We start from the raw sequence: 23,584 nt of genomic DNA on the forward strand, positions 1-23,584 counted from the left end.
TAAAACGACATTGAAACAAATGAAACATGAATTCAAAGTACGCGTGGCACTTGATGCCACAACTTTTTAATTAACCAGTGGTTAAGTTAGAAAGGGCGCACGGTGGATGCCTTGGCACTAGGAGCCGAAGAAGGACGGCACTAACACCGATATGCTTCGGGGAGCTGTAAGTGAGCGATGATCCGGAGATTTCCGAATGGGGGAACCCCCTGTCTTTAATGGGACAGGATCCATGTGTGAATCTATAGCACATGAGAAGGCAGACCCAGGGAACTGAAACATCTAAGTACCTGGAGGAAGAGAAAGCAAATGCGATTCCCTGAGTAGCGGCGAGCGAAACGGGATCAGCCCAAACCAAGAGGCTTGCCTCTTGGGGTTGTAGGACACTCTATACGGAGTTACAAAAGGAAGGATTAGGCGAAGCGACCTGGAACGGTCCGCCACAGCGGGTAACAGCCCCGTAGCCGAAAACCCTTCCCCTCCAGAGTGGATCCTGAGTACGGCGGAACACGTGAAATTCCGTCGGAATCTGGGAGGACCATCTCCCAAGGCTAAATACTTCCTAGTGACCGATAGTGAACCAGTACCGTGAGGGAAAGGTGAAAAGCACCCCGGAAGGGGAGTGAAATAGATCCTGAAACCGTGTGCCTACAAGTAGTCAAAGCCCGTTAATGGGTGATGGCGTGCCTTTTGTAGAATGAACCGGCGAGTTACGATTACATGCAAGGTTAAGCTGAGAAGGCGGAGCCGCAGCGAAAGCGAGTCTGAATAGGGCGATAGAGTATGTAGTTGTAGACCCGAAACCAGGTGATCTACCCATGTCCAGGGTGAAGGTAAGGTAACACTTACTGGAGGCCCGAACCCACGCACGTTGAAAAGTGCGGGGATGAGGTGTGGGTAGCGGAGAAATTCCAATCGAACCTGGAGATAGCTGGTTCTCTCCGAAATAGCTTTAGGGCTAGCCTCAAGATAGAGAATCCTGGAGGTAGAGCACTGTTTGGACTAGGGGCCCATCCCGGGTTACCGAATTCAGACAAACTCCGAATGCCAGTGATTTATGCTTGGGAGTCAGACTGCGAGTGATAAGATCCGTAGTCAAGAGGGAAACAGCCCAGACCACCAGCTAAGGTCCCCAAATATCCGTTAAGTGGAAAAGGATGTGGCGTTGCTTAGACAACCAGGATGTTGGCTTAGAAGCAGCCATCATTTAAAGAGTGCGTAATAGCTCACTGGTCGAGTGACACTGCGCCGAAAATGTACCGGGGCTAAACGGATTACCGAAGCTGTGGATGGATCTCTTCGGAGATCCGTGGTAGGAGAGCGTTCTAAGGGCGTTGAAGTCAGACCGGAAGGACTGGTGGAGCGCTTAGAAGTGAGAATGCCGGTATGAGTAACGAAAGACGGGTGAGAATCCCGTCCACCGAATGCCTAAGGTTTCCTGAGGAAGGCTCGTCCGCTCAGGGTTAGTCGGGACCTAAGTCGAGGCCGATAGGCGTAGACGATGGACAACAGGTTGATATTCCTGTACCACCTCCCCGCCGTTTGAGCAATGGGGGGACGCAGAAGGATAAGGAGAGCGTGCCGTTGGTTGTGCACGTCCAAGCAGTGAGGCGTGGAATGAGGCAAATCCCATTCCTGACACGTTGAGCTGTGATGGCAAGAGGTTTACCTCAGAGTCCCTGATTTCACACTGCCAAGAAAAGCCTCTAGCGAGGCGGGAGGTGCCCGTACCGCAAACCGACACAGGTAGGCGAGAAGAGAATTCTAAGGTGAGCGAGTGAACTCTCGTTAAGGAACTCGGCAAAATGACCCCGTAACTTCGGGAGAAGGGGTGCTCTGGTAGGGTGAATAGCCCGAGAGAGCCGCAGTGAATAGGCCCAGGCGACTGTTTAGCAAAAACACAGGTCTCTGCAAAACCGTAAGGTGACGTATAGGGGCTGACGCCTGCCCGGTGCTGGAAGGTTAAGAGGAGTGCTTAGCGCAAGCGAAGGTGCGAATTGAAGCCCCAGTAAACGGCGGCCGTAACTATAACGGTCCTAAGGTAGCGAAATTCCTTGTCGGGTAAGTTCCGACCCGCACGAAAGGCGTAACGATCTGGGCACTGTCTCAACGAGAGACTCGGTGAAATTATAGTACCTGTGAAGATGCAGGTTACCCGCGACAGGACGGAAAGACCCCGTGGAGCTTTACTGTAGCCTGATATTGAATTTTGGTGCAACTTGTACAGAATAGGTAGGAGCCTTAGATTCCGGAGCGCCAGCTTCGGCGGAGGCGTCAGTGGGATACTACCCTGGTTGTATTGAAATTCTAACCCACAAGCCTGATCGGCTTGGGAGACAGTGTCAGGCGGGCAGTTTGACTGGGGCGGTCGCCTCCTAAAGAGTAACGGAGGCGCCCAAAGGTTCCCTCAGAATGGTTGGAAATCATTCGCAGAGTGTAAAGGCAGAAGGGAGCTTGACTGCGAGACGTACATGTCGAGCAGGGTCGAAAGACGGGCTTAGTGATCCGGTGGTTCCGCATGGAAGGGCCATCGCTCAACGGATAAAAGCTACCCCGGGGATAACAGGCTTATCTCCCCCAAGAGTCCACATCGACGGGGAGGTTTGGCACCTCGATGTCGGCTCATCGCATCCTGGGGCTGTAGTCGGTCCCAAGGGTTGGGCTGTTCGCCCATTAAAGCGGTACGCGAGCTGGGTTCAGAACGTCGTGAGACAGTTCGGTCCCTATCCGTCGCGGGCGCAGGAAATTTGAGAGGAGCTGTCCTTAGTACGAGAGGACCGGGATGGACACACCGCTGGTGTACCAGTTGTTCTGCCAAGGGCATCGCTGGGTAGCTATGTGTGGCCGGGATAAGTGCTGAAAGCATCTAAGCACGAAGCCCCCTCAAGATGAGATTTCCCATTGCGCAAGCAAGTAAGATCCCTCAAAGACGATGAGGTAGATAGGTTCGAGGTGGAAGCGTGGCGACACGTGCAGCTGACGAATACTAATCGATCGAGGACTTAACCAACAAACTGTACGCGAATCATGCACGATTTGTTTCACCTGTCGTTTATCCAGTTTTGAAAGAATAAGTACAAGTTTTTGAAAAAAAGCTTGAAAATACCAGGAGTACTGGTATACTAAATCTTGTCTTTCGAAAAAAATAGTCCAGTGATGATGGCAAAGAGGCCACACCCGTTCCCATCTCGAACACGGCAGTTAAGCTCTTTTGCGCCGATGGTAGTTGGGGGTTTCCCCCTGTGAGAGTAGGACGTCGCTGGGCAATACATATTGGAGGATTAGCTCAGCTGGGAGAGCATCTGCCTTACAAGCAGAGGGTCGGCGGTTCGATCCCGTCATCCTCCACCATTTTTTTGCCGGAGTAGCTCAGTTGGTAGAGCAACTGACTTGTAATCAGTAGGTCGAGGGTTCGACTCCTTTCTCCGGCACCACTCATGTAAATGAGCCATTAGCTCAGCTGGTAGAGCATCTGACTTTTAATCAGAGGGTCGAAGGTTCGAATCCTTCATGGCTCACCATTTTAATTTAATAATTGCCACGCGGGTGTGGCGGAACTGGCAGACGCACTAGACTTAGGATCTAGCGCCTTCGGGCGTGGGGGTTCGACTCCCTTCACCCGCACCATTTTTGCGGAAGTAGTTCAGTGGTAGAACGCCACCTTGCCAAGGTGGAGGTCGCGAGTTCGAACCTCGTCTTCCGCTCCAATTTTTAATCTTTATCGACCCTAAGCCGGGGTGGCGGAACTGGCAGACGCACAGGACTTAAAATCCTGCGGTAGGTGACTACCGTACCGGTTCGATTCCGGTCCTCGGCACCATCTTTTCACAAAACAGTGAATAGCATCATATGCGCCCGTAGCTCAATTGGATAGAGTACTTGACTACGAATCAAGCGGTTAGAGGTTCGAGTCCTCTCGGGCGCACCATAATTTTTACATCCAGCATCTCAAGTTCGGGAAGTAGCTCAGCTTGGTAGAGCACTTGGTTTGGGACCAAGGGGTCGCAGGTTCGAATCCTGTCTTCCCGACCAAACAATGGGGCCTTAGCTCAGCTGGGAGAGCGCCTGCCTTGCACGCAGGAGGTCAGCGGTTCGATCCCGCTAGGCTCCACCATTTTGATAGTTGAACCTTGAAAACTGAACAGCAAAACGTCAACGAAAGACGTCACGAGAACCTCGGTGTGAGCACGGCTTTTGCAAAGGTTGCCTTTTGCAAAGGTTGCCTTTGGCAAACAGAGCAAAGTTGTTTTTCATCTCGGTGTGCGTGACGAAAATTTACTGATCAGCATTTTGTAGATCAAGCCATCTTCGGATGGTGCCAGCAACAACTAGAGCAGTCAAATGTTCTCTATAATGGAGAGTTTGATCCTGGCTCAGGACGAACGCTGGCGGCGTGCCTAATACATGCAAGTCGAGCGGAACCATTGGAGCTTGCTCCTTTGGTTTAGCGGCGGACGGGTGAGTAACACGTGGGCAACCTGCCCTGCAGATCGGGATAACTCCGGGAAACCGGTGCTAATACCGAATAGTTTGCGGCCTCTCCTGAGGCTGCACGGAAAGACGGTCTCGGCTGTCACTGCAGGATGGGCCCGCGGCGCATTAGCTAGTTGGTGGGGTAATGGCCTACCAAGGCAACGATGCGTAGCCGACCTGAGAGGGTGATCGGCCACACTGGGACTGAGACACGGCCCAGACTCCTACGGGAGGCAGCAGTAGGGAATCTTCCGCAATGGACGAAAGTCTGACGGAGCAACGCCGCGTGAGTGACGAAGGTTTTCGGATCGTAAAACTCTGTTGTGAGGGAAGAACAAGTGCCAAGTAACTACTGGCACCTTGACGGTACCTCACCAGAAAGCCACGGCTAACTACGTGCCAGCAGCCGCGGTAATACGTAGGTGGCAAGCGTTGTCCGGAATTATTGGGCGTAAAGCGCGCGCAGGCGGTTCTTTAAGTCTGATGTGAAAGCCCACGGCTCAACCGTGGAGGGTCATTGGAAACTGGAGAACTTGAGTACAGAAGAGGAAAGTGGAATTCCATGTGTAGCGGTGAAATGCGTAGAGATGTGGAGGAACACCAGTGGCGAAGGCGACTTTCTGGTCTGTAACTGACGCTGAGGCGCGAAAGCGTGGGGAGCAAACAGGATTAGATACCCTGGTAGTCCACGCCGTAAACGATGAGTGCTAAGTGTTAGGGGGTTTCCGCCCCTTAGTGCTGCAGCTAACGCATTAAGCACTCCGCCTGGGGAGTACGGCCGCAAGGCTGAAACTCAAAGGAATTGACGGGGGCCCGCACAAGCGGTGGAGCATGTGGTTTAATTCGAAGCAACGCGAAGAACCTTACCAGGTCTTGACATCCCACTGCCCGGTGTAGAGATACACTTTTCCCTTCGGGGACAGTGGTGACAGGTGGTGCATGGTTGTCGTCAGCTCGTGTCGTGAGATGTTGGGTTAAGTCCCGCAACGAGCGCAACCCTTGATCTTAGTTGCCAGCATTTAGTTGGGCACTCTAAGGTGACTGCCGGTGACAAACCGGAGGAAGGTGGGGATGACGTCAAATCATCATGCCCCTTATGACCTGGGCTACACACGTGCTACAATGGACGGTACAAAGGGTTGCCAACCCGCGAGGGGGAGCTAATCCCAGAAAACCGTTCTCAGTTCGGATTGTAGGCTGCAACTCGCCTGCATGAAGCCGGAATCGCTAGTAATCGTGGATCAGCATGCCACGGTGAATACGTTCCCGGGCCTTGTACACACCGCCCGTCACACCACGAGAGTTTGTAACACCCGAAGTCGGTGAGGTAACCCTTGTGGAGCCAGCCGCCGAAGGTGGGACGGATGATTGGGGTGAAGTCGTAACAAGGTAGCCGTATCGGAAGGTGCGGCTGGATCACCTCCTTTCTAAGGATAAATTCGGAACCGGGCGCCTTAGGTGCTCCGGGGTTGACGTTTTGCGTTCAGTTTTGAAGGTTCATCTTCAGGCGGCAACGCCTTTTTTTGTGACTTTCAGACTTGTTCTTTGAAAACTGGATAAAACGACATTGAAACAAATGAAACATGGATTCAAAGTACGCGTGGCACATGTTGCCACAACTTTTTAATTAACCAGTGGTTAAGTTAGAAAGGGCGCACGGTGGATGCCTTGGCACTAGGAGCCGAAGAAGGACGGCACTAACACCGATATGCTTCGGGGAGCTGTAAGTGAGCGATGATCCGGAGATTTCCGAATGGGGGAACCCCCTGTCTTTAATGGGACAGGATCCATGTGTGAATCTATAGCACATGAGAAGGCAGACCCAGGGAACTGAAACATCTAAGTACCTGGAGGAAGAGAAAGCAAATGCGATTCCCTGAGTAGCGGCGAGCGAAACGGGATCAGCCCAAACCAAGAGGCTTGCCTCTTGGGGTTGTAGGACACTCTATACGGAGTTACAAAAGGAAGGATTAGGCGAAGCGACCTGGAACGGTCCGCCACAGCGGGTAACAGCCCCGTAGCCGAAAACCCTTCCCCTCCAGAGTGGATCCTGAGTACGGCGGAACACGTGAAATTCCGTCGGAATCTGGGAGGACCATCTCCCAAGGCTAAATACTTCCTAGTGACCGATAGTGAACCAGTACCGTGAGGGAAAGGTGAAAAGCACCCCGGAAGGGGAGTGAAATAGATCCTGAAACCGTGTGCCTACAAGTAGTCAAAGCCCGTTAATGGGTGATGGCGTGCCTTTTGTAGAATGAACCGGCGAGTTACGATTACATGCAAGGTTAAGCTGAGAAGGCGGAGCCGCAGCGAAAGCGAGTCTGAATAGGGCGATAGAGTATGTAGTTGTAGACCCGAAACCAGGTGATCTACCCATGTCCAGGGTGAAGGTAAGGTAACACTTACTGGAGGCCCGAACCCACGCACGTTGAAAAGTGCGGGGATGAGGTGTGGGTAGCGGAGAAATTCCAATCGAACCTGGAGATAGCTGGTTCTCTCCGAAATAGCTTTAGGGCTAGCCTCAAGATAGAGAATCCTGGAGGTAGAGCACTGTTTGGACTAGGGGCCCATCCCGGGTTACCGAATTCAGACAAACTCCGAATGCCAGTGATTTATGCTTGGGAGTCAGACTGCGAGTGATAAGATCCGTAGTCAAGAGGGAAACAGCCCAGACCACCAGCTAAGGTCCCCAAATATCCGTTAAGTGGAAAAGGATGTGGCGTTGCTTAGACAACCAGGATGTTGGCTTAGAAGCAGCCATCATTTAAAGAGTGCGTAATAGCTCACTGGTCGAGTGACACTGCGCCGAAAATGTACCGGGGCTAAACGGATTACCGAAGCTGTGGATGGATCTCTTCGGAGATCCGTGGTAGGAGAGCGTTCTAAGGGCGTTGAAGTCAGACCGGAAGGACTGGTGGAGCGCTTAGAAGTGAGAATGCCGGTATGAGTAACGAAAGACGGGTGAGAATCCCGTCCACCGAATGCCTAAGGTTTCCTGAGGAAGGCTCGTCCGCTCAGGGTTAGTCGGGACCTAAGTCGAGGCCGATAGGCGTAGACGATGGACAACAGGTTGATATTCCTGTACCACCTCCCCGCCGTTTGAGCAATGGGGGGACGCAGAAGGATAAGGAGAGCGTGCCGTTGGTTGTGCACGTCCAAGCAGTGAGGCGTGGAATGAGGCAAATCCCATTCCTGACACGTTGAGCTGTGATGGCAAGAGGTTTACCTCAGAGTCCCTGATTTCACACTGCCAAGAAAAGCCTCTAGCGAGGCGGGAGGTGCCCGTACCGCAAACCGACACAGGTAGGCGAGAAGAGAATTCTAAGGTGAGCGAGTGAACTCTCGTTAAGGAACTCGGCAAAATGACCCCGTAACTTCGGGAGAAGGGGTGCTCTGGTAGGGTGAATAGCCCGAGAGAGCCGCAGTGAATAGGCCCAGGCGACTGTTTAGCAAAAACACAGGTCTCTGCAAAACCGTAAGGTGACGTATAGGGGCTGACGCCTGCCCGGTGCTGGAAGGTTAAGAGGAGTGCTTAGCGCAAGCGAAGGTGCGAATTGAAGCCCCAGTAAACGGCGGCCGTAACTATAACGGTCCTAAGGTAGCGAAATTCCTTGTCGGGTAAGTTCCGACCCGCACGAAAGGCGTAACGATCTGGGCACTGTCTCAACGAGAGACTCGGTGAAATTATAGTACCTGTGAAGATGCAGGTTACCCGCGACAGGACGGAAAGACCCCGTGGAGCTTTACTGTAGCCTGATATTGAATTTTGGTGCAACTTGTACAGAATAGGTAGGAGCCTTAGATTCCGGAGCGCCAGCTTCGGCGGAGGCGTCAGTGGGATACTACCCTGGTTGTATTGAAATTCTAACCCACAAGCCTGATCGGCTTGGGAGACAGTGTCAGGCGGGCAGTTTGACTGGGGCGGTCGCCTCCTAAAGAGTAACGGAGGCGCCCAAAGGTTCCCTCAGAATGGTTGGAAATCATTCGCAGAGTGTAAAGGCAGAAGGGAGCTTGACTGCGAGACGTACATGTCGAGCAGGGTCGAAAGACGGGCTTAGTGATCCGGTGGTTCCGCATGGAAGGGCCATCGCTCAACGGATAAAAGCTACCCCGGGGATAACAGGCTTATCTCCCCCAAGAGTCCACATCGACGGGGAGGTTTGGCACCTCGATGTCGGCTCATCGCATCCTGGGGCTGTAGTCGGTCCCAAGGGTTGGGCTGTTCGCCCATTAAAGCGGTACGCGAGCTGGGTTCAGAACGTCGTGAGACAGTTCGGTCCCTATCCGTCGCGGGCGCAGGAAATTTGAGAGGAGCTGTCCTTAGTACGAGAGGACCGGGATGGACACACCGCTGGTGTACCAGTTGTTCTGCCAAGGGCATCGCTGGGTAGCTATGTGTGGCCGGGATAAGTGCTGAAAGCATCTAAGCACGAAGCCCCCCTCAAGATGAGATTTCCCATTGCGCAAGCAAGTAAGATCCCTCAAAGACGATGAGGTAGATAGGTTCGAGGTGGAAGCGTGGCGACACGTGCAGCTGACGAATACTAATCGATCGAGGACTTAACCAACAAACTGTACGCGAATCATGCACGATTTGTTTCACCTGTCGTTTATCCAGTTTTGAAAGAATAAGTACAAGTTTTTGAAAAAAAGCTTGAAAATACCAGGAGTACTGGTATACTAAATCTTGTCTTTCGAAAAAAATAGTCCAGTGATGATGGCAAAGAGGCCACACCCGTTCCCATCTCGAACACGGCAGTTAAGCTCTTTTGCGCCGATGGTAGTTGGGGTTTCCCCCTGTGAGAGTAGGACGTCGCTGGGCAACAATGACCACACACAAAAAGTCGTTACCGATTCCGGTAACGGCTTTTTTGTGCGTTGAATAGAAGAAAATAAATAAAACTTAAGGAATAGCTTTACAGACGTGTGATGCAATTAACATGTTATGCGATGACTTAAACATTAAAAGATCCGTAAGATCCAGCACTGGATTTTTTGGTATACGAATGCAGAATCTTGCAGAAATGAAATTCTCAAAACGTACTATTTGATATCTACAAAAACCTTAGTGTATACTTAAGTCAAATATAGTCAAAGTCAGCTTTTGCATATCATGTATCAAAGAGGTGAAAGTGATGCGGAACATTTCAGATGTAATTGAAGGTTATTTAAGGCAAGTTATCGAATTAAGCGAAAGAGATCATATCGAAATTAAACGTAGCGAGGTCGCCGAGAAATTTCAGTGCGTGCCTTCTCAAATAAACTATGTTATTAATACTCGATTTACTATAGATCGTGGTTATTTAGTTGAAAGTAAACGTGGTGGCGGTGGATATATTCGTATCAAAAGAATCAGGCTTCATCAAAAATCAGATGTCATCGCAGAGGTTATCGAGCGTTTAGAACATGGAGCTACACAAATAATGGCGGAAGATATAGTCTTCAGACTACTGGATGAAGAAATTATTTCTAAACGAGAAGCTAAACTTATTCTTAGCGCTGTTGATCGAGGCACGCTGCTGTTACCTATTCCTACACGAGATGAAGTTCGAGCACGTATTCTCATAGCGATGTTTTTTACAATTAAATATCAAACAAACATATAAAGGAGTGAAAAGATGATTTGCGATCAATGTGGAGAACGTTCTGCATCAGTTATAGTTAAACAACAGCAACACGGACAGATAATAGAACGTAACTTATGTCATGTATGTGCTGCTGAAAATCATAGTATTAATGTCGCTTTTGAACAAGATCCATTAGCCATTCATCAGTTATTATCAAATTGGTTTCCTAATTCGCAAGCGTCTACCAGCCCGGCTAGAAAGGAAGTAGTTACGTGTCCTTCTTGTGGCTTTACGTTTTCTAAATTTTTGCGACTTGGGAAGTTTGGATGCGACTCTTGCTACGACGCGTTTTCACCGCATCTGGATGAAATATTCAAACGTTTCCATAATGGAAATATAGAGCATAAAGGCAAAATACCAGCTTCATATGGCACTACCTTAAAAATTAAAAAAGAAATCGAAGAACTTCGTAAACAAATGCAGGTATGTATTCAAGAAGAAGACTTTGAAAAAGCTGCAAGACTAAGAGACGAAGTAAAAGCATTAAGTGCAAAACTTGAAGGAGGTGCTGCAGATGGCAGTTGAACGATTTCTTCAACCTCATGCAAGTAGTTGGATGACGAACAATGCTGAAAATGTAGATATTGCAATGAGTACGAGAATTAGGTTGGCTAGAAATTTAACAGACTTTAAATTTCCTTATTCGTTTACAGAAGATGAAGCACTTAAAGTAGATAAAGAAATCTCTTCTGTATTATTAGATAAAGGAAATGAATTAGATTATAATTTTAGCCATATCAGTATTGAAGAGCTTGCTCAATTACAAAAAGAAGTACTAGTAGAAAAACATTTGATTAGTCCTTTTCTCGTAAATAGTCAGCGTTCAGGATCTGTTTTATTGTCTGAAAATGAAGAGTTAAGTATTATGGTAAATGAAGAAGACCATTTGCGTATCCAAAGTCTTCAACCCGGCTTTCAGCTTCAACAAGCTTTTAAAATAGCCAATGAATTAGATTCTCTACTAGAAAAGAATTTGTCATATGCTTTTCATGAGAAGTATGGTTATTTAACTAGTTGTCCGACAAATGCAGGTACTGGAATGAGAGCGTCAGTTATGCTTCATCTGCCTGCATTGACCATGTCACATCAAATTCAACGAATCATTCCTGCAATTTCAAGATTGGGCATGGTGGTTCGAGGTATTTATGGAGAAGGTAGCGAAGCACTAGGAAATGTCTATCAAATATCCAATCAATTGACATTAGGTAAATCTGAATACGAAATTCTTCAGGATTTGGAGAATATGACTGAGCAAATTATTCAGCAAGAACGCAAAGCACGAGAAGCCATTGCGTTAAATTCACCAATGATTTTAGAAGATCGGGTGTATCGTTCACTTGGTGTTCTTACCCACTCGAGACTGCTGACGACAGAAGAAGCTGCGACGCGTCTGTCAGATGTTCGTTTGGGTATTGATTTAAAGATGATTCAAGATCTAGACATGTCAATCTTAAATGAATTAATGATTTTTATGCAACCGGCATTCTTGCAGCAGTATGCAGATAAACCGTTACAGCCTAGAGAACGTGATTTTGCTCGGGCAAAGTTATTCCGAGAGCGATTGAATAAAAAAGATAGAAATAGTGAAGGAGAGGATCTTGCATGATGTTTAATCGATTTACACAACGCGCACAAAAAGTTCTTCAGTTAGCTCAAGAAGAGGCCATTCGCATGAAACACGAATCAATTGGTACAGAACATATTCTTCTTGGTTTGATTCGTGAAGGTGGCGGTATTGCCGCTAAAGCTCTAGAAGCAATTGAAGTGAATACACAGTTGATTGAAGAAGGTGTTAAAGAGCTAGTGGGTGTTGGCGAAAAAAATGTTGGCCCAATCGTTCATTACACACCAAGAGCGAAAAAAGTGATTGAATTATCAGTAGATGAGTCCCGTAAACTGGGCCATTCCTATATAGGTACAGAGCATTTGTTGTTAGCGCTTATTCGTGAAGGAGAAGGCGTTGCAGCGCGTGTGTTAGGAAATGCAGGTGTCAGCTTGAACAAGGCGCGTCAGCAAGTATTACAGCTTCTAGGAAGCAACGAGCAGACTTCTACAGGTACGAGCCCGAATGCTTCAGCAAACACACCAACTTTAGACGGGTTAGCTCGTGACCTGACTCAAGTTGCTCGCGACGGTGGACTAGACCCAGTAATTGGTAGAAGTGACGAAATTACACGAGTGATTGAAGTGTTGAGCCGCAGAACGAAAAACAATCCGGTGTTAATTGGAGAGCCAGGTGTGGGTAAAACGGCAATTGCTGAAGGACTAGCTCAACAAATCGTAAACAATGAAATTCCAGAAACGTTGCGCGACAAACGCGTGATGGTTTTAGATATGGGTACGGTAGTTGCTGGAACTAAATACCGTGGAGAATTTGAAGATCGCTTGAAAAAAGTGATGGATGAAATTCGTCAAGCGGGTAACGTGATTCTCTTTATCGATGAGCTTCATACATTAATCGGTGCTGGCGGTGCAGAAGGTGCAATTGATGCATCTAATATTTTGAAACCGTCATTATCACGCGGGGAACTTCAGTGTATTGGTGCGACAACGTTAGATGAGTACCGCAAATACATTGAAAAAGATGCAGCTCTTGAGCGTCGTTTCCAGCCAATTCAAGTAGATGAGCCTTCAGTAGAAGAATCAATTCAAATTATCCGTGGCTTGCGCGATCGTTATGAAGCGCATCACCGTGTGAAAATTACCGATGAAGCGATCGAAGCAGCAGCTAAAATGTCAGATCGCTACATTTCGGACCGTTTCTTACCGGATAAAGCGATTGACTTGATTGATGAGGCTGGATCAAAAGTAAGACTTCGTTCTTACACAACTCCACCAGATTTGAAAGAACTGGAATCACGATTAGAAGCAGCGCGTTCGGAGAAAAACGAAGCCGTTCAAAGTCAAGAGTTTGAAAAAGCAGCTTCGCTTCGTGATGCAGAACAGAAATTGCAAAACCAATTAGATAAAACGAAAAAAGAATGGAAAGAAAAACAAGGCAAAGAAGAATCTGAAGTAACAGTAGAAGATATCGCGAAAGTAGTGTCTATGTGGACCGGTATTCCTGTATCGAAATTGGCACAAACAGAATCGGATAAATTGTTGAACTTGGAGTCTATTCTTCACAACCGTGTTATTGGACAAAACGAAGCCGTAACGTCTATTTCAAAAGCAATTCGACGTGCACGTGCCGGATTGAAAGATCCGAAACGTCCGATTGGATCTTTCATTTTCCTTGGACCAACGGGTGTTGGTAAAACGGAATTAGCACGCGCTTTAGCGGAATCGATGTTTGGTGACGAAGAAGCCATGATTCGCATTGACATGTCTGAATACATGGAAAGACATTCGACTTCACGTCTAGTCGGTTCTCCTCCAGGTTATGTGGGATATGAAGAAGGTGGACAATTGACTGAGAAAGTACGAAGAAAGCCTTATTCAGTCGTCCTTCTTGATGAAATTGAAAAAGCTCACCCAGATGTCTTCAACATTCTGTTGCAAGTTCTTGAAGATGGACGGTTGACGGATTCAAAAGGTCGCAGAGTCGATTTCCGTAATACGGTCATTATCATGACTTCAAACGTCGGGGCAGAAGAGCTAAAATACAATAAATACGTTGGCTTTAATTTAACTGAGGCCAAATCGGATTATAAAGACATGAAAGGGAAAATGCTTGCTGAATTGAAAAAAGCATTCCGCCCAGAGTTCTTAAACCGTGTGGACGACATGATCGTCTTCCATTCTCTTGAAAAAGAAAACTTGAGAGAAATTGTGACGTTGATGACAAAACAATTGGTAGATCGCTTGAAAGAGCAGGATATCGATTTGGAGTTAACAGAAGCAGCACTTGAAAAAGTGACGAAAGAAGGATATGACCCAGAATACGGAGCGCGTCCACTGCGTCGTTCGCTTCAAAAACACGTGGAAGACCGTTTGTCAGAAGAGTTATTAAAAGGGACAGCTTTATCCGGTCAAAAAATGATTTTTGATGTAGAAGATGATGAATTTGTTGTTCGTACAAGTAAAGTAGAAAAAGAAAAAGAAGTAGCAATCGAAAAACAATAAGGACATACCGCTCTCCGGAGTCTCTTTCGGGCGAGCGGTTTTTCTATTTAAGGAGGTACACATGGCTAAGAAAAAGACGAAATTTATTTGTCAGTCGTGTGGCTATGAATCAGCCAGATGGATGGGGAAATGCCCCGGTTGCGCAGCATGGAATACGATGACTGAAGAAGTAGAAATAGCTGCTCCTAAAGGAACACGTGGTGCTTTTCAGCATAGTGCAGCGGTTCCTCAAAAAGCGATACCGATTAATGCTATCGAAACGCAAGATGAACCGCGAGTAGAAACAGAGCTCAGCGAATTAAATCGTGTGCTAGGTGGCGGAATTGTACCTGGATCCCTTGTGCTTATTGGAGGAGACCCTGGTATCGGGAAATCAACCTTGCTGTTGCAGGTTTCAGCGATGCTTGCAAATAGTGGGAACCGGGTATTATATATTTCCGGAGAAGAATCGATTCGACAAACGAAATTGCGTGCAGAGCGTCTAGACGCATCATCGTCGGAATTATTTATTTACGCCGAAACAAATTTGGAATTAATTCATCATACCATTGAAGACGTTGCTCCTGACTTTGTGATTGTTGATTCAATTCAAACGGTTCATCATCCTGAAGTGACTTCAGCTCCAGGTAGTGTGACGCAGGTAAGAGAAAGTACGGCAGAATTGATGCGAATCGCGAAAATGAAAAATATCGCAATTTTCCTCGTTGGCCATGTGACAAAAGAAGGCCAGATTGCAGGACCTCGGATTTTGGAGCATATGGTCGATACGGTGCTGTATTTTGAAGGCGAACGCCATCACACATACCGTATTTTACGCAGTGTTAAAAACCGTTTTGGTTCGACTAATGAAATTGCGATTTTTGAGATGCTTCAAGGTGGATTGAAAGAAGTATTAAATCCGTCAGAATTATTTTTACAAGAGAGATCGAGCGGCTCGGCCGGGTCAACAGTCGTCGCTTCAATGGAAGGAACGCGTCCAATTTTGGTTGAAATCCAAGCATTGGTGACGCCATCTAGTTTCAATTATCCAAAGCGTATGGCGACTGGGATTGATGTCAATCGCGTCACATTACTAATGGCGGTGTTAGAAAAACGAGTAGGTATGTTATTGCAAGCACAGGATGCCTATATTAAAGTCGCGGGTGGTGTCAAGCTTGATGAGCCCGCAATTGATTTGGCTGTATTAGCTAGTATCGTCTCGAGTTTCCGTGACAAAGCACCAAACGTTTACGATTGTATTATCGGAGAAGTAGGATTGACGGGTGAAGTAAGACGGGTATCACGTATCGAACAGCGAGTTCAAGAAGCAGCGAAGCTTGGATTCAAGCGTGCTATTATTCCAGCGTCAAATTTGGGTGGCTGGGATTATCCAGAAGGAATTCGCGTAGTCGGTGTAGAAAGTGTTAACGATGCATTAAAAGAAATTTTTCCACAGTAAGGAGGCAATTTTGCCTCCTTTTATTTCTAAACAGGTGTCATTGGAGCGTTCTGGTTTTAAAATGTGTATACTTATAAAAAGGAGGTGGAGCTCGTGTTAAGAACTATTATTAAAATAATGTTTTTACTTATTGGTGCGACGATCGGAATTTTATTATTACCATCTGCATTTGAACTTATTCCCTTTCTCGATAATCCGTGGATCAGTAATCCTTATGTAGCAGCAATTGTTGGTGCTCTTGTCTTTTTCTTATTATCTTTGTTATTTGTAGATTCATTAATTCATTTAATGAAATGGATGGAAGAAAAATTATTGCGTGCCCCAACACCAGATCTTTTGTTCGGTACAGTCGGGATGGTTATCGGTCTTGTGGTAGCGTTTTTGGTTGGATTTGCGTTGAGTACGGTTGATATTCCACTTGTTGCAACGGTAGCGCCTTTGGTACTTTCTGTGGGACTTGGTTATTTAGGGTTTCAAGTAGGATTTCAAAAACGCGAAGAAATGTTAACAATGTTAACTCCTGCTAGATTCGTACCAGCAAAAAAACAGGAAACAGAAGAACTGATTGAGAAAACGTCTTATAAATTACTTGATACGAGTGTCATTATTGATGGACGCATTGCAGATATTTCTGCAACTGGTTTCATGGAAGGTACGTTTGTGGTGCCGCAATTTGTCTTGTCTGAACTGCAACATATTGCGGATTCTTCGGATACTTTAAAACGGACACGCGGAAGGCGTGGTTTGGATATTTTAAAGCGTCTTCAAAGTGAACGTGTAGACGCCATCATGATTACAGAAGAAAACTTTGATGAAGTGAGCGAAGTCGATTTAAAATTGATGCGCGCTGCGAAGAAAATGGGCGGTAAAGTCGTGACCAACGATTTTAACCTCAATAAAGTGTGTGAACTTCATAATGTTCCTGTTTTGAATATTAATGATTTAGCTAATGCTGTAAAACCTGTCGTGATTCCAGGAGAAGATATGCATGTCGTAGTCATTAAAGATGGCAAAGAACAAAATCAAGGTGTCGCTTATTTGGATGACGGAACGATGATTGTCATTGAAGGTGGCAAAGGATTTATTGGCCAGGCGATCAATGTTACAGTGACGAGTGTGTTGCAGACTTCTGCAGGAAGAATGATTTTTGCGAAGCCACGTGATAGTAAATAAACTGCACCAAGTGGACAAAGGATGTTTTTCTATGAATTATACAGTCGTCTTGCCTGCTGCTGGCAGTGGGAAACGAATGAAAGCTGATAAAAATAAATTATTACTCGAACTTTTTGGTAAGCCTATCTTTCTTTATACACTGGAAGTTTTTCAACAAGATCCTAACTGTGATGCGATTTGGTTGGCAGTTAAAGAGCAAGAACGCGATTTAATTGAAAGCTACGTAAAATCTTATCAGTTAACAAAAGTACAAGGCTACGCTACGGGAGGAACAGAGCGACAAGATAGTGTGAGAGCTTGTCTTGAAGCGATTCCATCTTGTGGCGTTGTTTTAGTTCATGACGCTGCACGACCTTTTATCGACACCGCAGTGATTGCAAATTTAGTGAAGACAGCAAACACATCTGGTGCAGCGATAGCAGCTGTTCCTGTCAAAGACACCATTAAAAAGGCAGAAAAGGGAATCATCTCGGAAACGATAGATCGCAATCAATTATGGATGATTCAAACGCCACAAGCATTTCGTTATTCGCTAATTTTAAAAGCAGCTCAAGCAGCCTATCAAGACGAATTTATAGGAACAGATGAAGCGATGCTTGTTGAACGTTTGCATCATCCTGTGGCAATTGTTGAAAGTACATATGAAAATATTAAAATGACGACGCCAGATGACTTGATTTACGGGAAAGCTATTTTGGAAAGTCGCTTACAGGAGGAACAAAAATGATTCGAATTGGACAAGGTTATGACGTGCATCAATTAACAAAAGGCCGCCCGTTTATTTTAGGCGGTATTGAAATTGAACATGATCGAGGATTGCTTGGTCACTCAGATGCAGATGTGTTATTGCATACCATTACTGATGCCGCGCTTGGCGCAATTGGTAGAGGCGATATCGGCAAGCATTTTCCTGATACCGATCCGGAATTTAAAGATGCTGATTCTCGTAAATTGTTAACACATATTTGGGCATACGTAAAAGAACAAGGCTACGAGCTTGGGAATATCGATTGTACCGTTATTGCGCAAAAGCCGAAATTGGCTCCTTATATTGAGAAAATGCGCGAATCGATTGCTAATTTACTTGAAGCCGATATTTCACAAGTTAATGTTAAAGCAACAACTTCAGAACATCTTGGATTTGTTGGGCGCGAAGAAGGAATTGCAGCGCTTGCTGTGATTTTGTTAACAAAACACCCAGTTTCTCTTGACCTACCAGAGTGATAGAATAGTAGAAGGATTACTGATATTTTAGGAGGAATTTAAATGACACAAGAAGTACGCGTACGTTATGCACCAAGTCCGACAGGCCATTTGCATATCGGGGGCGCTCGTACAGCCTTATTCAACTATTTGTTTGCACGTCACAATAACGGAAAATTCATTGTTCGTATTGAAGATACAGATACAGCTCGCAATATTGAGACCGGAATTATGTCGCAGCTGGATAATTTGAAATGGTTGGGTATCGAACACGACGAATCGATTGATGTCGGTGGAGAGTATGGACCTTATCGTCAAATGGAACGGTTGGATACGTATAAAAAACATTCAGATCAAATGCTTGAAAAAGGATTGGCTTTTAAATGTTTTTGTACACCGGAAGAGTTGGAAATAGAACGCGATGCGCAAAAAGCAGCGGGTATTGCAGCTCCTCAATATAGCGGGACTTGTCGTAACTTAACGGCTGAAGAAGTTGCTGAACGAGAAGCAGCAGGCAAGTCGTACAGTATTCGTGCAAAAGTTCCTACGAACGTGACTTATGAATTTAATGATTTGGTGCGTGGACCGATTTCATTTGAATCAAAAGATATTGGTGACTGGGTAATGGTCAAAACAACCGGTATTCCGACGTATAACTTTGCCGTTGTGATCGATGATTATTTGATGAAGATCTCACATGTGTTCCGTGGAGAAGAGCATTTATCGAACACACCAAGACAAATGATGATTTACGATGCATTTGACTGGGGCTATCCGAGTTATGGCCACATGACCTTGATTATTAACGAAGACCGAAAAAAATTATCGAAACGTGACGAGTCGATCTTGCAATTTATTTCTCAATACAGAGAATTAGGGTATATTCCTGAAGCGTTGTTTAACTTTTTTGCGCTTCTTGGCTGGTCTCCAGAAGGAGAAGAAGAGATTTTTTCCAAAGAAGAATTTATTCGCATTTTCGATGTAGAGCGTTTGTCTAAATCGCCATCGATGTTTGATAAGCAAAAGTTAATGTGGATGAACAACCAATACATTAAACAATTGCCGCTTGAAGAAGTCGTGAAATTAGCACTTCCTCATTTGCAAAAAGCAGGTAAATTGTCAGAAGATATGACTCCAGAACAAACAGAATGGACAAACAAGCTAGTTGCTTTGTATCATGATCAAATGAGCTATGGTGCTGAAATCACTGAGTTGTCTGAACAGTTTTTCACTGACGAATTAACATACGGTGAAACAGAAAAAGAAATTCTAGCTGCTGAACAAGTACCAGAAGTGATGACGGCTTTTAAAGAACAATTGGCTGCACTAGAAGACTTTGAGCCAGCTGAAATTAAAGCAGCGATTAAAGCCGTTCAAAAAGCAACCGGCCATAAAGGCAAAAACTTGTTCATGCCCATTCGTGTAGTGATTACTGGACAAATGCACGGGCCTGAATTACCAGATGCGATTTCGTTACTCGGAAAAGACAAAGCCATCGCCCGCGTTTCACAATATGCAAGTGCGTAATATTGACTTATTCGGCTGACGGTGTAAAATGAATTTACTATCATTAAAACGTTGACGAGAAAAAGTACATGCACTAAGCTCTCTAGAGAAGATCCTCACCGGCTGAAAGGGATCTGGGCCGCTGGTGCATCGAAATGCCTCTCCGAGTGCTGAGTCGAAACAAGTAGACCAGACGTTTTGCCTACGTTAAAGGCTTTCGAGAGAAAAGAACGGATTGTTCTTTTAATCAGAGTGGAACCGCGCAATTATGCGTCTCTGTCATGTATATGACAGAGACGCTTTTTATTTTGGAGCAGAAAGGAAGCGAGACAAATGTTTAAGTTATTAAAAGATGATGTAGATGTCATTTTTGAACAAGATCCGGCAGCACGAAATTACTTTGAAGTCATTTTAACCTATTCTGGTTTGCATGCTATTTGGGCACATCGATTAGCACATTTTCTCTTTAAAAATAAATTATTTTTTATTGCTCGCGTCATCTCACAAATCAGCCGCTTTTTTACGGGCATTGAAATTCATCCAGGTGCTGTGATCGGTCGCCGTTTCTTTATCGACCATGGAATGGGTGTTGTCATTGGGGAAACGTGTGAAATTGGTAATAATGTTACGTTGTATCAAGGGGTTACATTAGGTGGAACAGGAAAAGAACGTGGGAAACGTCATCCGACATTAGAAGACAATGTCTTAGTTGCGACAGGTGCCAAAGTGTTAGGCTCGATTATCATTGGCACTAACTCTAAAGTGGGAGCAGGCTCTGTTGTGTTGAAAAATGTACCGGTGAATTCGACAGTAGTTGGAATTCCTGGAAAAGTGGTGATTCAAGATGGTGTGAAAGTGAAACGCGACTTGAATCATCAGAATATGCCTGACCCTGTTATGGATAAATGCGATGGCATGGAAGCAAAAATCGCTAACTTACAGCAAGAAGTTGAACGATTAAGAGCAATAATGCAGAAAGAGGGACAAAGCTTATGAGTATTCAGATTTTTAATTCATTATCACGACAAAAAGAATCCTTTATTCCTTTGGAAGAAGGCAAAGTAAAAATGTATGTTTGTGGACCAACGGTATACAATTATATTCACATTGGCAATGCACGTCCTGTGATCGTTTATGATACTGTGCGTCGTCATTTAGAATACCGTGGTTATGACGTGAAGTATGTATCCAATTTTACAGATATAGACGACAAATTAATCAAAGCAGCAAATGAACTGGGTCAGGAAGTTCCTGAAATTGCAGAGCGTTTCATCGCTGCTTATTTTGAAGATACACAGGCACTGGGGTGTGCAGAAGCAGATGTTCATCCGCGAGTAACCGATCACATGGTGCAAATTATTGAGTTTATCGAGGCATTGATTGAAAAAGGCTATGCTTATGAGTCTCAAGGCGACGTTTACTATAGAACGCGCAAATTTAAAGGTTATGGCAAGTTGTCTCATCAATCAGTCGATGAGTTGAAGATTGGTGCCCGTATTGAAATCGGTGATAAAAAAGAAGATGAGCTAGATTTCGTGCTATGGAAAGCGGCCAAACCAAAAGAAATTTCATGGGATAGCCCATGGGGGGAAGGTCGTCCAGGTTGGCATATCGAATGTTCTGTGATGGCACGCGAACATTTAGGAGATACCATTGATATTCACGCAGGTGGGCAAGATTTAACGTTCCCACACCATGAAAACGAAATCGCGCAATCTGAAGCGTTCACTGGCAAGCCATTTGCGCGTTATTGGATGCATAATGGGTATATTAATATTGATAATGAAAAAATGTCGAAGTCGCTGAATAATTTTGTGCTGGTGACTGATATATTGAAAGAATTAGATCCACAAGTGCTCCGATTTTTTATGTTATCGGTTCATTACCGTCACCCAATTAACTATTCGCAACAATTGGTAGAAGATGCAGTTGCAGGACTTGAACGTTTGCGTACAGCCTATGCTAACTTGAAGCACCGGTTAAGTATGTCTGCAGATTTAGGTGATCATTCGGATATTTGGATGCATAAAATTAAATCGATTAAAACAGCGTTTATTGAAACGATGGATGATGACTTTAATACAGCAAATGCAATTTCTAGTCTTTTCGACTTATCTCGTCTATCAAATACGTATTTACTAGAAAAACAAACAGCAACTTCAGTTTTAGAGACATTCATTGCAGTATTTGATGAATTAGCGGGAGTGTTAGGTCTACCATTTAATCAACAGGAAGAATTACTAGATGAAGAAGTCGAAGCCTTAATGGTCGAACGCATCGAAGCGCGTAAAAATCGTGATTTTGCTCGGGCAGATGAAATTCGTGATTTGTTCAAAGAAAAAAATATACTTTTAGAAGATACAGCACAAGGTACACGCTGGAAGCGAGGGCAATAAATTGAATGTTTTGCGAAAAAATGATGTAGATCAACTGAACGCATTGGCATTAGCCTATATGGGAGACGCTGTTTATGAACAAGCAATACGTGAATATTTGTTGCGTTCAGGTCGTTCAAAGCCCAATATCTTACACCGTCAGTCAACGACCTTTGTTTCGGCTAAAGCACAAGCGGTAGTATTGAAGCGATTAACAGAAGAAGAGTTTTTAACAGAAACAGAACTGGCGATTATGAGAAGAGGACGTAATGCCAAGTCCGGATCGGTTCCGAAAAATACCGACGTACAAACTTATAATTTCAGTACTGCATTTGAAGCGGTGTTGGGATGGCTGTATTTAAAAGAAGAGCAAGCGCGTGTGGACGAAATCATTTCCTATGCGATTGAGATTGTTGAAGAGCTGGGAGGCGTATTGAAATGACTGAAGAAGAGTTAGCACCAGAGATCATTGGCGGCAAAAACCCGGTACTTGAAGCGTTGCGAGCAGACCGCGATATCAATAAGATTTGGATCGCTGAAGGCGTTCAGAAAAAAGGCATTACTGAATTATTGCAGTTGGCAAAAGACAAAGGCGTGATTGTTCAATCGGTACCGAAGAAAAAAATCGACGGCTTAACAGACACCAATCACCAGGGAATAGCTGCAGCAGTAGCAGCTTATAATTACGCGAGCTTGGACGATTTATTTGAAGCAGCGAAAGCCAAAAATGAAGATCCATTTTTCTTAATCTTAGATGAGCTGGAAGATCCACATAACTTAGGTTCTATCATGAGAACAGCTGATGCAATCGGCGTTCATGGTTTGATTATTCCAAAGCGTCGTGCAGTTGGGTTGACAGGCGTTGTGGCAAAAGCTTCTACAGGGGCTATTGAACATGTGCCGGTCGTGCGTATTAACAATTTGTCCCAAACTGTGGACGAATTGAAAAAACGCGGCGTTTGGATTGCTGGTACAGATGCAAAAGAATCAGTCGATTACCGTAAAATGGACGCCTCTTTGCCTCTTGCCGTTATTATTGGCAGCGAAGGTAAAGGAATGAGTCGGATTTTGCATGACAAATGTGATTTCTTGTATCAATTGCCGATGGTAGGGCACGTCACTTCACTAAATGCATCTGTCGCAGCAAGTTTGCTAATGTATGAAGTCTATAGAAAGCGCAATTCACTGGAGTGATGCCATGAATATTCTGCTAGTTGATGGGTACAACATCATTGGAGACTGGGTAGAACTACAAGAATTAAAAAAAGATAAATTGGCGAATGCTAGAGACCGTTTAATTGAACGAATGGCTGAGTATCGGAGTTACAAAGGATGGCGTGTCATTATTGTTTTTGATGCGCACCTTGTTCCAGGAATTGAAGCTAAAAATTTACATTATGATGTTGAAGTCATTTATACGAAAGAAAGTGAAACGGCAGATGAACGAATCGAAAAGCTAGCGACAAGTTTGCATACGCGCCGTGACCAAATTTACGTAGCTACATCGGATTTAACAGAGCAATGGGTTATTTTTGGTAAAGGAGCACTACGAATTTCAGCACGTGAATTGGAAATTGAAATGACTGAAATACAAGAGAATATCACTAAAAAAGTAAAAGAAATCCAAGAGCAGCGTGGGATTTCAAAAATACCGTTGTCTGGAGAAGTAGCGGAAATTTTCGAAAAATGGCGAAGGGGCTTGAAATGAACGGTTGACGCTCATT

At 45.2% G+C, this 23,584-nt stretch carries 14 protein-coding genes, 9 tRNA genes, 5 rRNA genes and 1 other annotated feature; all 28 genes read left to right on the plus strand.

What is annotated here, in order from left to right; translation table 11 throughout:
• Positions 1-79 precede the first annotated feature (79 nt).
• A 23S ribosomal RNA gene (locus I858_RS00360) occupies positions 80-3,010 on the plus strand.
• Between the two features lie 139 nt (positions 3,011-3,149).
• A 5S ribosomal RNA gene (gene rrf, locus I858_RS00365) occupies positions 3,150-3,265 on the plus strand.
• A gap of 10 nt (positions 3,266-3,275) precedes the next feature.
• A tRNA-Val gene (locus tag I858_RS00370) sits at positions 3,276-3,351 on the plus strand.
• Between the two features lie 7 nt (positions 3,352-3,358).
• Positions 3,359-3,434, plus strand: a tRNA-Thr gene (locus tag I858_RS00375).
• Positions 3,435-3,445: 11 nt separating this feature from the next.
• Positions 3,446-3,521: transfer RNA gene (locus tag I858_RS00380), tRNA-Lys, on the plus strand.
• Positions 3,522-3,542: 21 nt separating this feature from the next.
• A tRNA-Leu gene (locus tag I858_RS00385) sits at positions 3,543-3,627 on the plus strand.
• Between the two features lie 5 nt (positions 3,628-3,632).
• Positions 3,633-3,707: transfer RNA gene (locus I858_RS00390), tRNA-Gly, on the plus strand.
• Positions 3,708-3,731: 24 nt separating this feature from the next.
• Positions 3,732-3,820 (plus strand) — tRNA-Leu (locus I858_RS00395).
• 31 nt (positions 3,821-3,851) lie between these two features.
• Positions 3,852-3,928, plus strand: a tRNA-Arg gene (locus I858_RS00400).
• A gap of 27 nt (positions 3,929-3,955) precedes the next feature.
• Positions 3,956-4,032: transfer RNA gene (locus I858_RS00405), tRNA-Pro, on the plus strand.
• Between the two features lie 6 nt (positions 4,033-4,038).
• Positions 4,039-4,114, plus strand: a tRNA-Ala gene (locus I858_RS00410).
• 236 nt (positions 4,115-4,350) lie between these two features.
• Positions 4,351-5,900: ribosomal RNA gene (locus I858_RS00415) — 16S ribosomal RNA — on the plus strand.
• 209 nt (positions 5,901-6,109) lie between these two features.
• Positions 6,110-9,041: ribosomal RNA gene (locus I858_RS00420) — 23S ribosomal RNA — on the plus strand.
• Positions 9,042-9,180: 139 nt separating this feature from the next.
• Positions 9,181-9,295 (plus strand): 5S ribosomal RNA (gene rrf, locus I858_RS00425).
• Together the 16S, 23S and 5S rRNA genes with 9 tRNA genes alongside form the textbook arrangement of a ribosomal RNA operon.
• Positions 9,296-9,608: 313 nt before the next feature.
• The gene (locus I858_RS00430; RefSeq protein ID WP_049694511.1) at positions 9,609-10,079 is read left to right on the plus strand and encodes a CtsR family transcriptional regulator; all 471 of its coding nucleotides are present in this window, start codon (positions 9,609-9,611) and stop codon (positions 10,077-10,079) included.
• Positions 10,080-10,091: 12 nt separating this feature from the next.
• Positions 10,092-10,625 (plus strand): UvrB/UvrC motif-containing protein, encoded by a 534-nt coding sequence (locus I858_RS00435; RefSeq protein ID WP_049694512.1) that lies wholly within the window; start codon positions 10,092-10,094, stop codon positions 10,623-10,625.
• The gene (locus I858_RS00440; RefSeq protein ID WP_049694513.1) at positions 10,615-11,706 is read left to right on the plus strand and encodes a protein-arginine kinase McsB; all 1,092 of its coding nucleotides are present in this window, start codon (positions 10,615-10,617) and stop codon (positions 11,704-11,706) included. The genes I858_RS00435 and I858_RS00440 overlap by 11 nt, the downstream gene beginning before the upstream one ends.
• A complete protein-coding gene (locus I858_RS00445) occupies positions 11,703-14,165 on the plus strand; it encodes an ATP-dependent Clp protease ATP-binding subunit (RefSeq protein WP_049694514.1) in 2,463 nt (820 codons plus the stop codon). Before I858_RS00440 ends, I858_RS00445 begins: the two co-directional genes overlap by 4 nt.
• Before the next feature lie 61 nt (positions 14,166-14,226).
• The gene (gene radA, locus I858_RS00450; protein ID WP_049694515.1) at positions 14,227-15,603 is read left to right on the plus strand and encodes a DNA repair protein RadA; all 1,377 of its coding nucleotides are present in this window, start codon (positions 14,227-14,229) and stop codon (positions 15,601-15,603) included.
• A 93-nt stretch (positions 15,604-15,696) separates the two neighbouring features.
• Positions 15,697-16,776, plus strand: coding sequence for a PIN/TRAM domain-containing protein (locus tag I858_RS00455; protein WP_049694516.1), 1,080 nt, complete (start codon positions 15,697-15,699; stop codon positions 16,774-16,776).
• A gap of 31 nt (positions 16,777-16,807) precedes the next feature.
• The gene (gene ispD / locus I858_RS00460) at positions 16,808-17,503 is read left to right on the plus strand and encodes a 2-C-methyl-D-erythritol 4-phosphate cytidylyltransferase (protein ID WP_049694517.1); all 696 of its coding nucleotides are present in this window, start codon (positions 16,808-16,810) and stop codon (positions 17,501-17,503) included.
• Entirely contained in the window at positions 17,500-18,000 is a 501-nt protein-coding gene (ispF, locus tag I858_RS00465) for a 2-C-methyl-D-erythritol 2,4-cyclodiphosphate synthase (protein ID WP_049694518.1), read from the plus strand. Before ispD ends, ispF begins: the two co-directional genes overlap by 4 nt.
• Positions 18,001-18,042: 42 nt before the next feature.
• Positions 18,043-19,506 (plus strand): glutamate--tRNA ligase, encoded by a 1,464-nt coding sequence (gltX, locus tag I858_RS00470; RefSeq protein WP_049694519.1) that lies wholly within the window; start codon positions 18,043-18,045, stop codon positions 19,504-19,506.
• Positions 19,507-19,548: 42 nt separating this feature from the next.
• Positions 19,549-19,766: a binding site (T-box leader), on the plus strand.
• A 52-nt stretch (positions 19,767-19,818) separates the two neighbouring features.
• Positions 19,819-20,481, plus strand: coding sequence for a serine O-acetyltransferase (gene cysE / locus I858_RS00475; protein WP_049694520.1), 663 nt, complete (start codon positions 19,819-19,821; stop codon positions 20,479-20,481).
• Positions 20,478-21,881 carry a cysteine--tRNA ligase gene (gene cysS, locus I858_RS00480; RefSeq protein WP_049694521.1) on the plus strand — a complete coding sequence of 468 codons (1,404 nt, stop codon included), beginning with the start codon at positions 20,478-20,480 and terminating at the stop codon, positions 21,879-21,881. The genes cysE and cysS overlap by 4 nt, the downstream gene beginning before the upstream one ends.
• Before the next feature lies 1 nt (position 21,882).
• On the plus strand, positions 21,883-22,302 hold the full coding sequence (locus tag I858_RS00485) for a Mini-ribonuclease 3 (RefSeq protein ID WP_049694522.1): 420 nt from the start codon (positions 21,883-21,885) through the stop codon (positions 22,300-22,302).
• Entirely contained in the window at positions 22,299-23,054 is a 756-nt protein-coding gene (gene rlmB, locus I858_RS00490) for a 23S rRNA (guanosine(2251)-2'-O)-methyltransferase RlmB (protein ID WP_049694523.1), read from the plus strand. Before I858_RS00485 ends, rlmB begins: the two co-directional genes overlap by 4 nt.
• A 4-nt stretch (positions 23,055-23,058) precedes the next feature.
• Positions 23,059-23,568, plus strand: coding sequence for an NYN domain-containing protein (locus I858_RS00495; RefSeq protein ID WP_049694524.1), 510 nt, complete (start codon positions 23,059-23,061; stop codon positions 23,566-23,568).
• Positions 23,569-23,584: the final 16 nt, after the last annotated feature.

Origin of the sequence: Planococcus versutus (assembly GCF_001186155.3) — a bacterium.
Taxonomy (GTDB): Bacteria; Bacillota; Bacilli; order Bacillales_A; family Planococcaceae; genus Planococcus; species Planococcus versutus.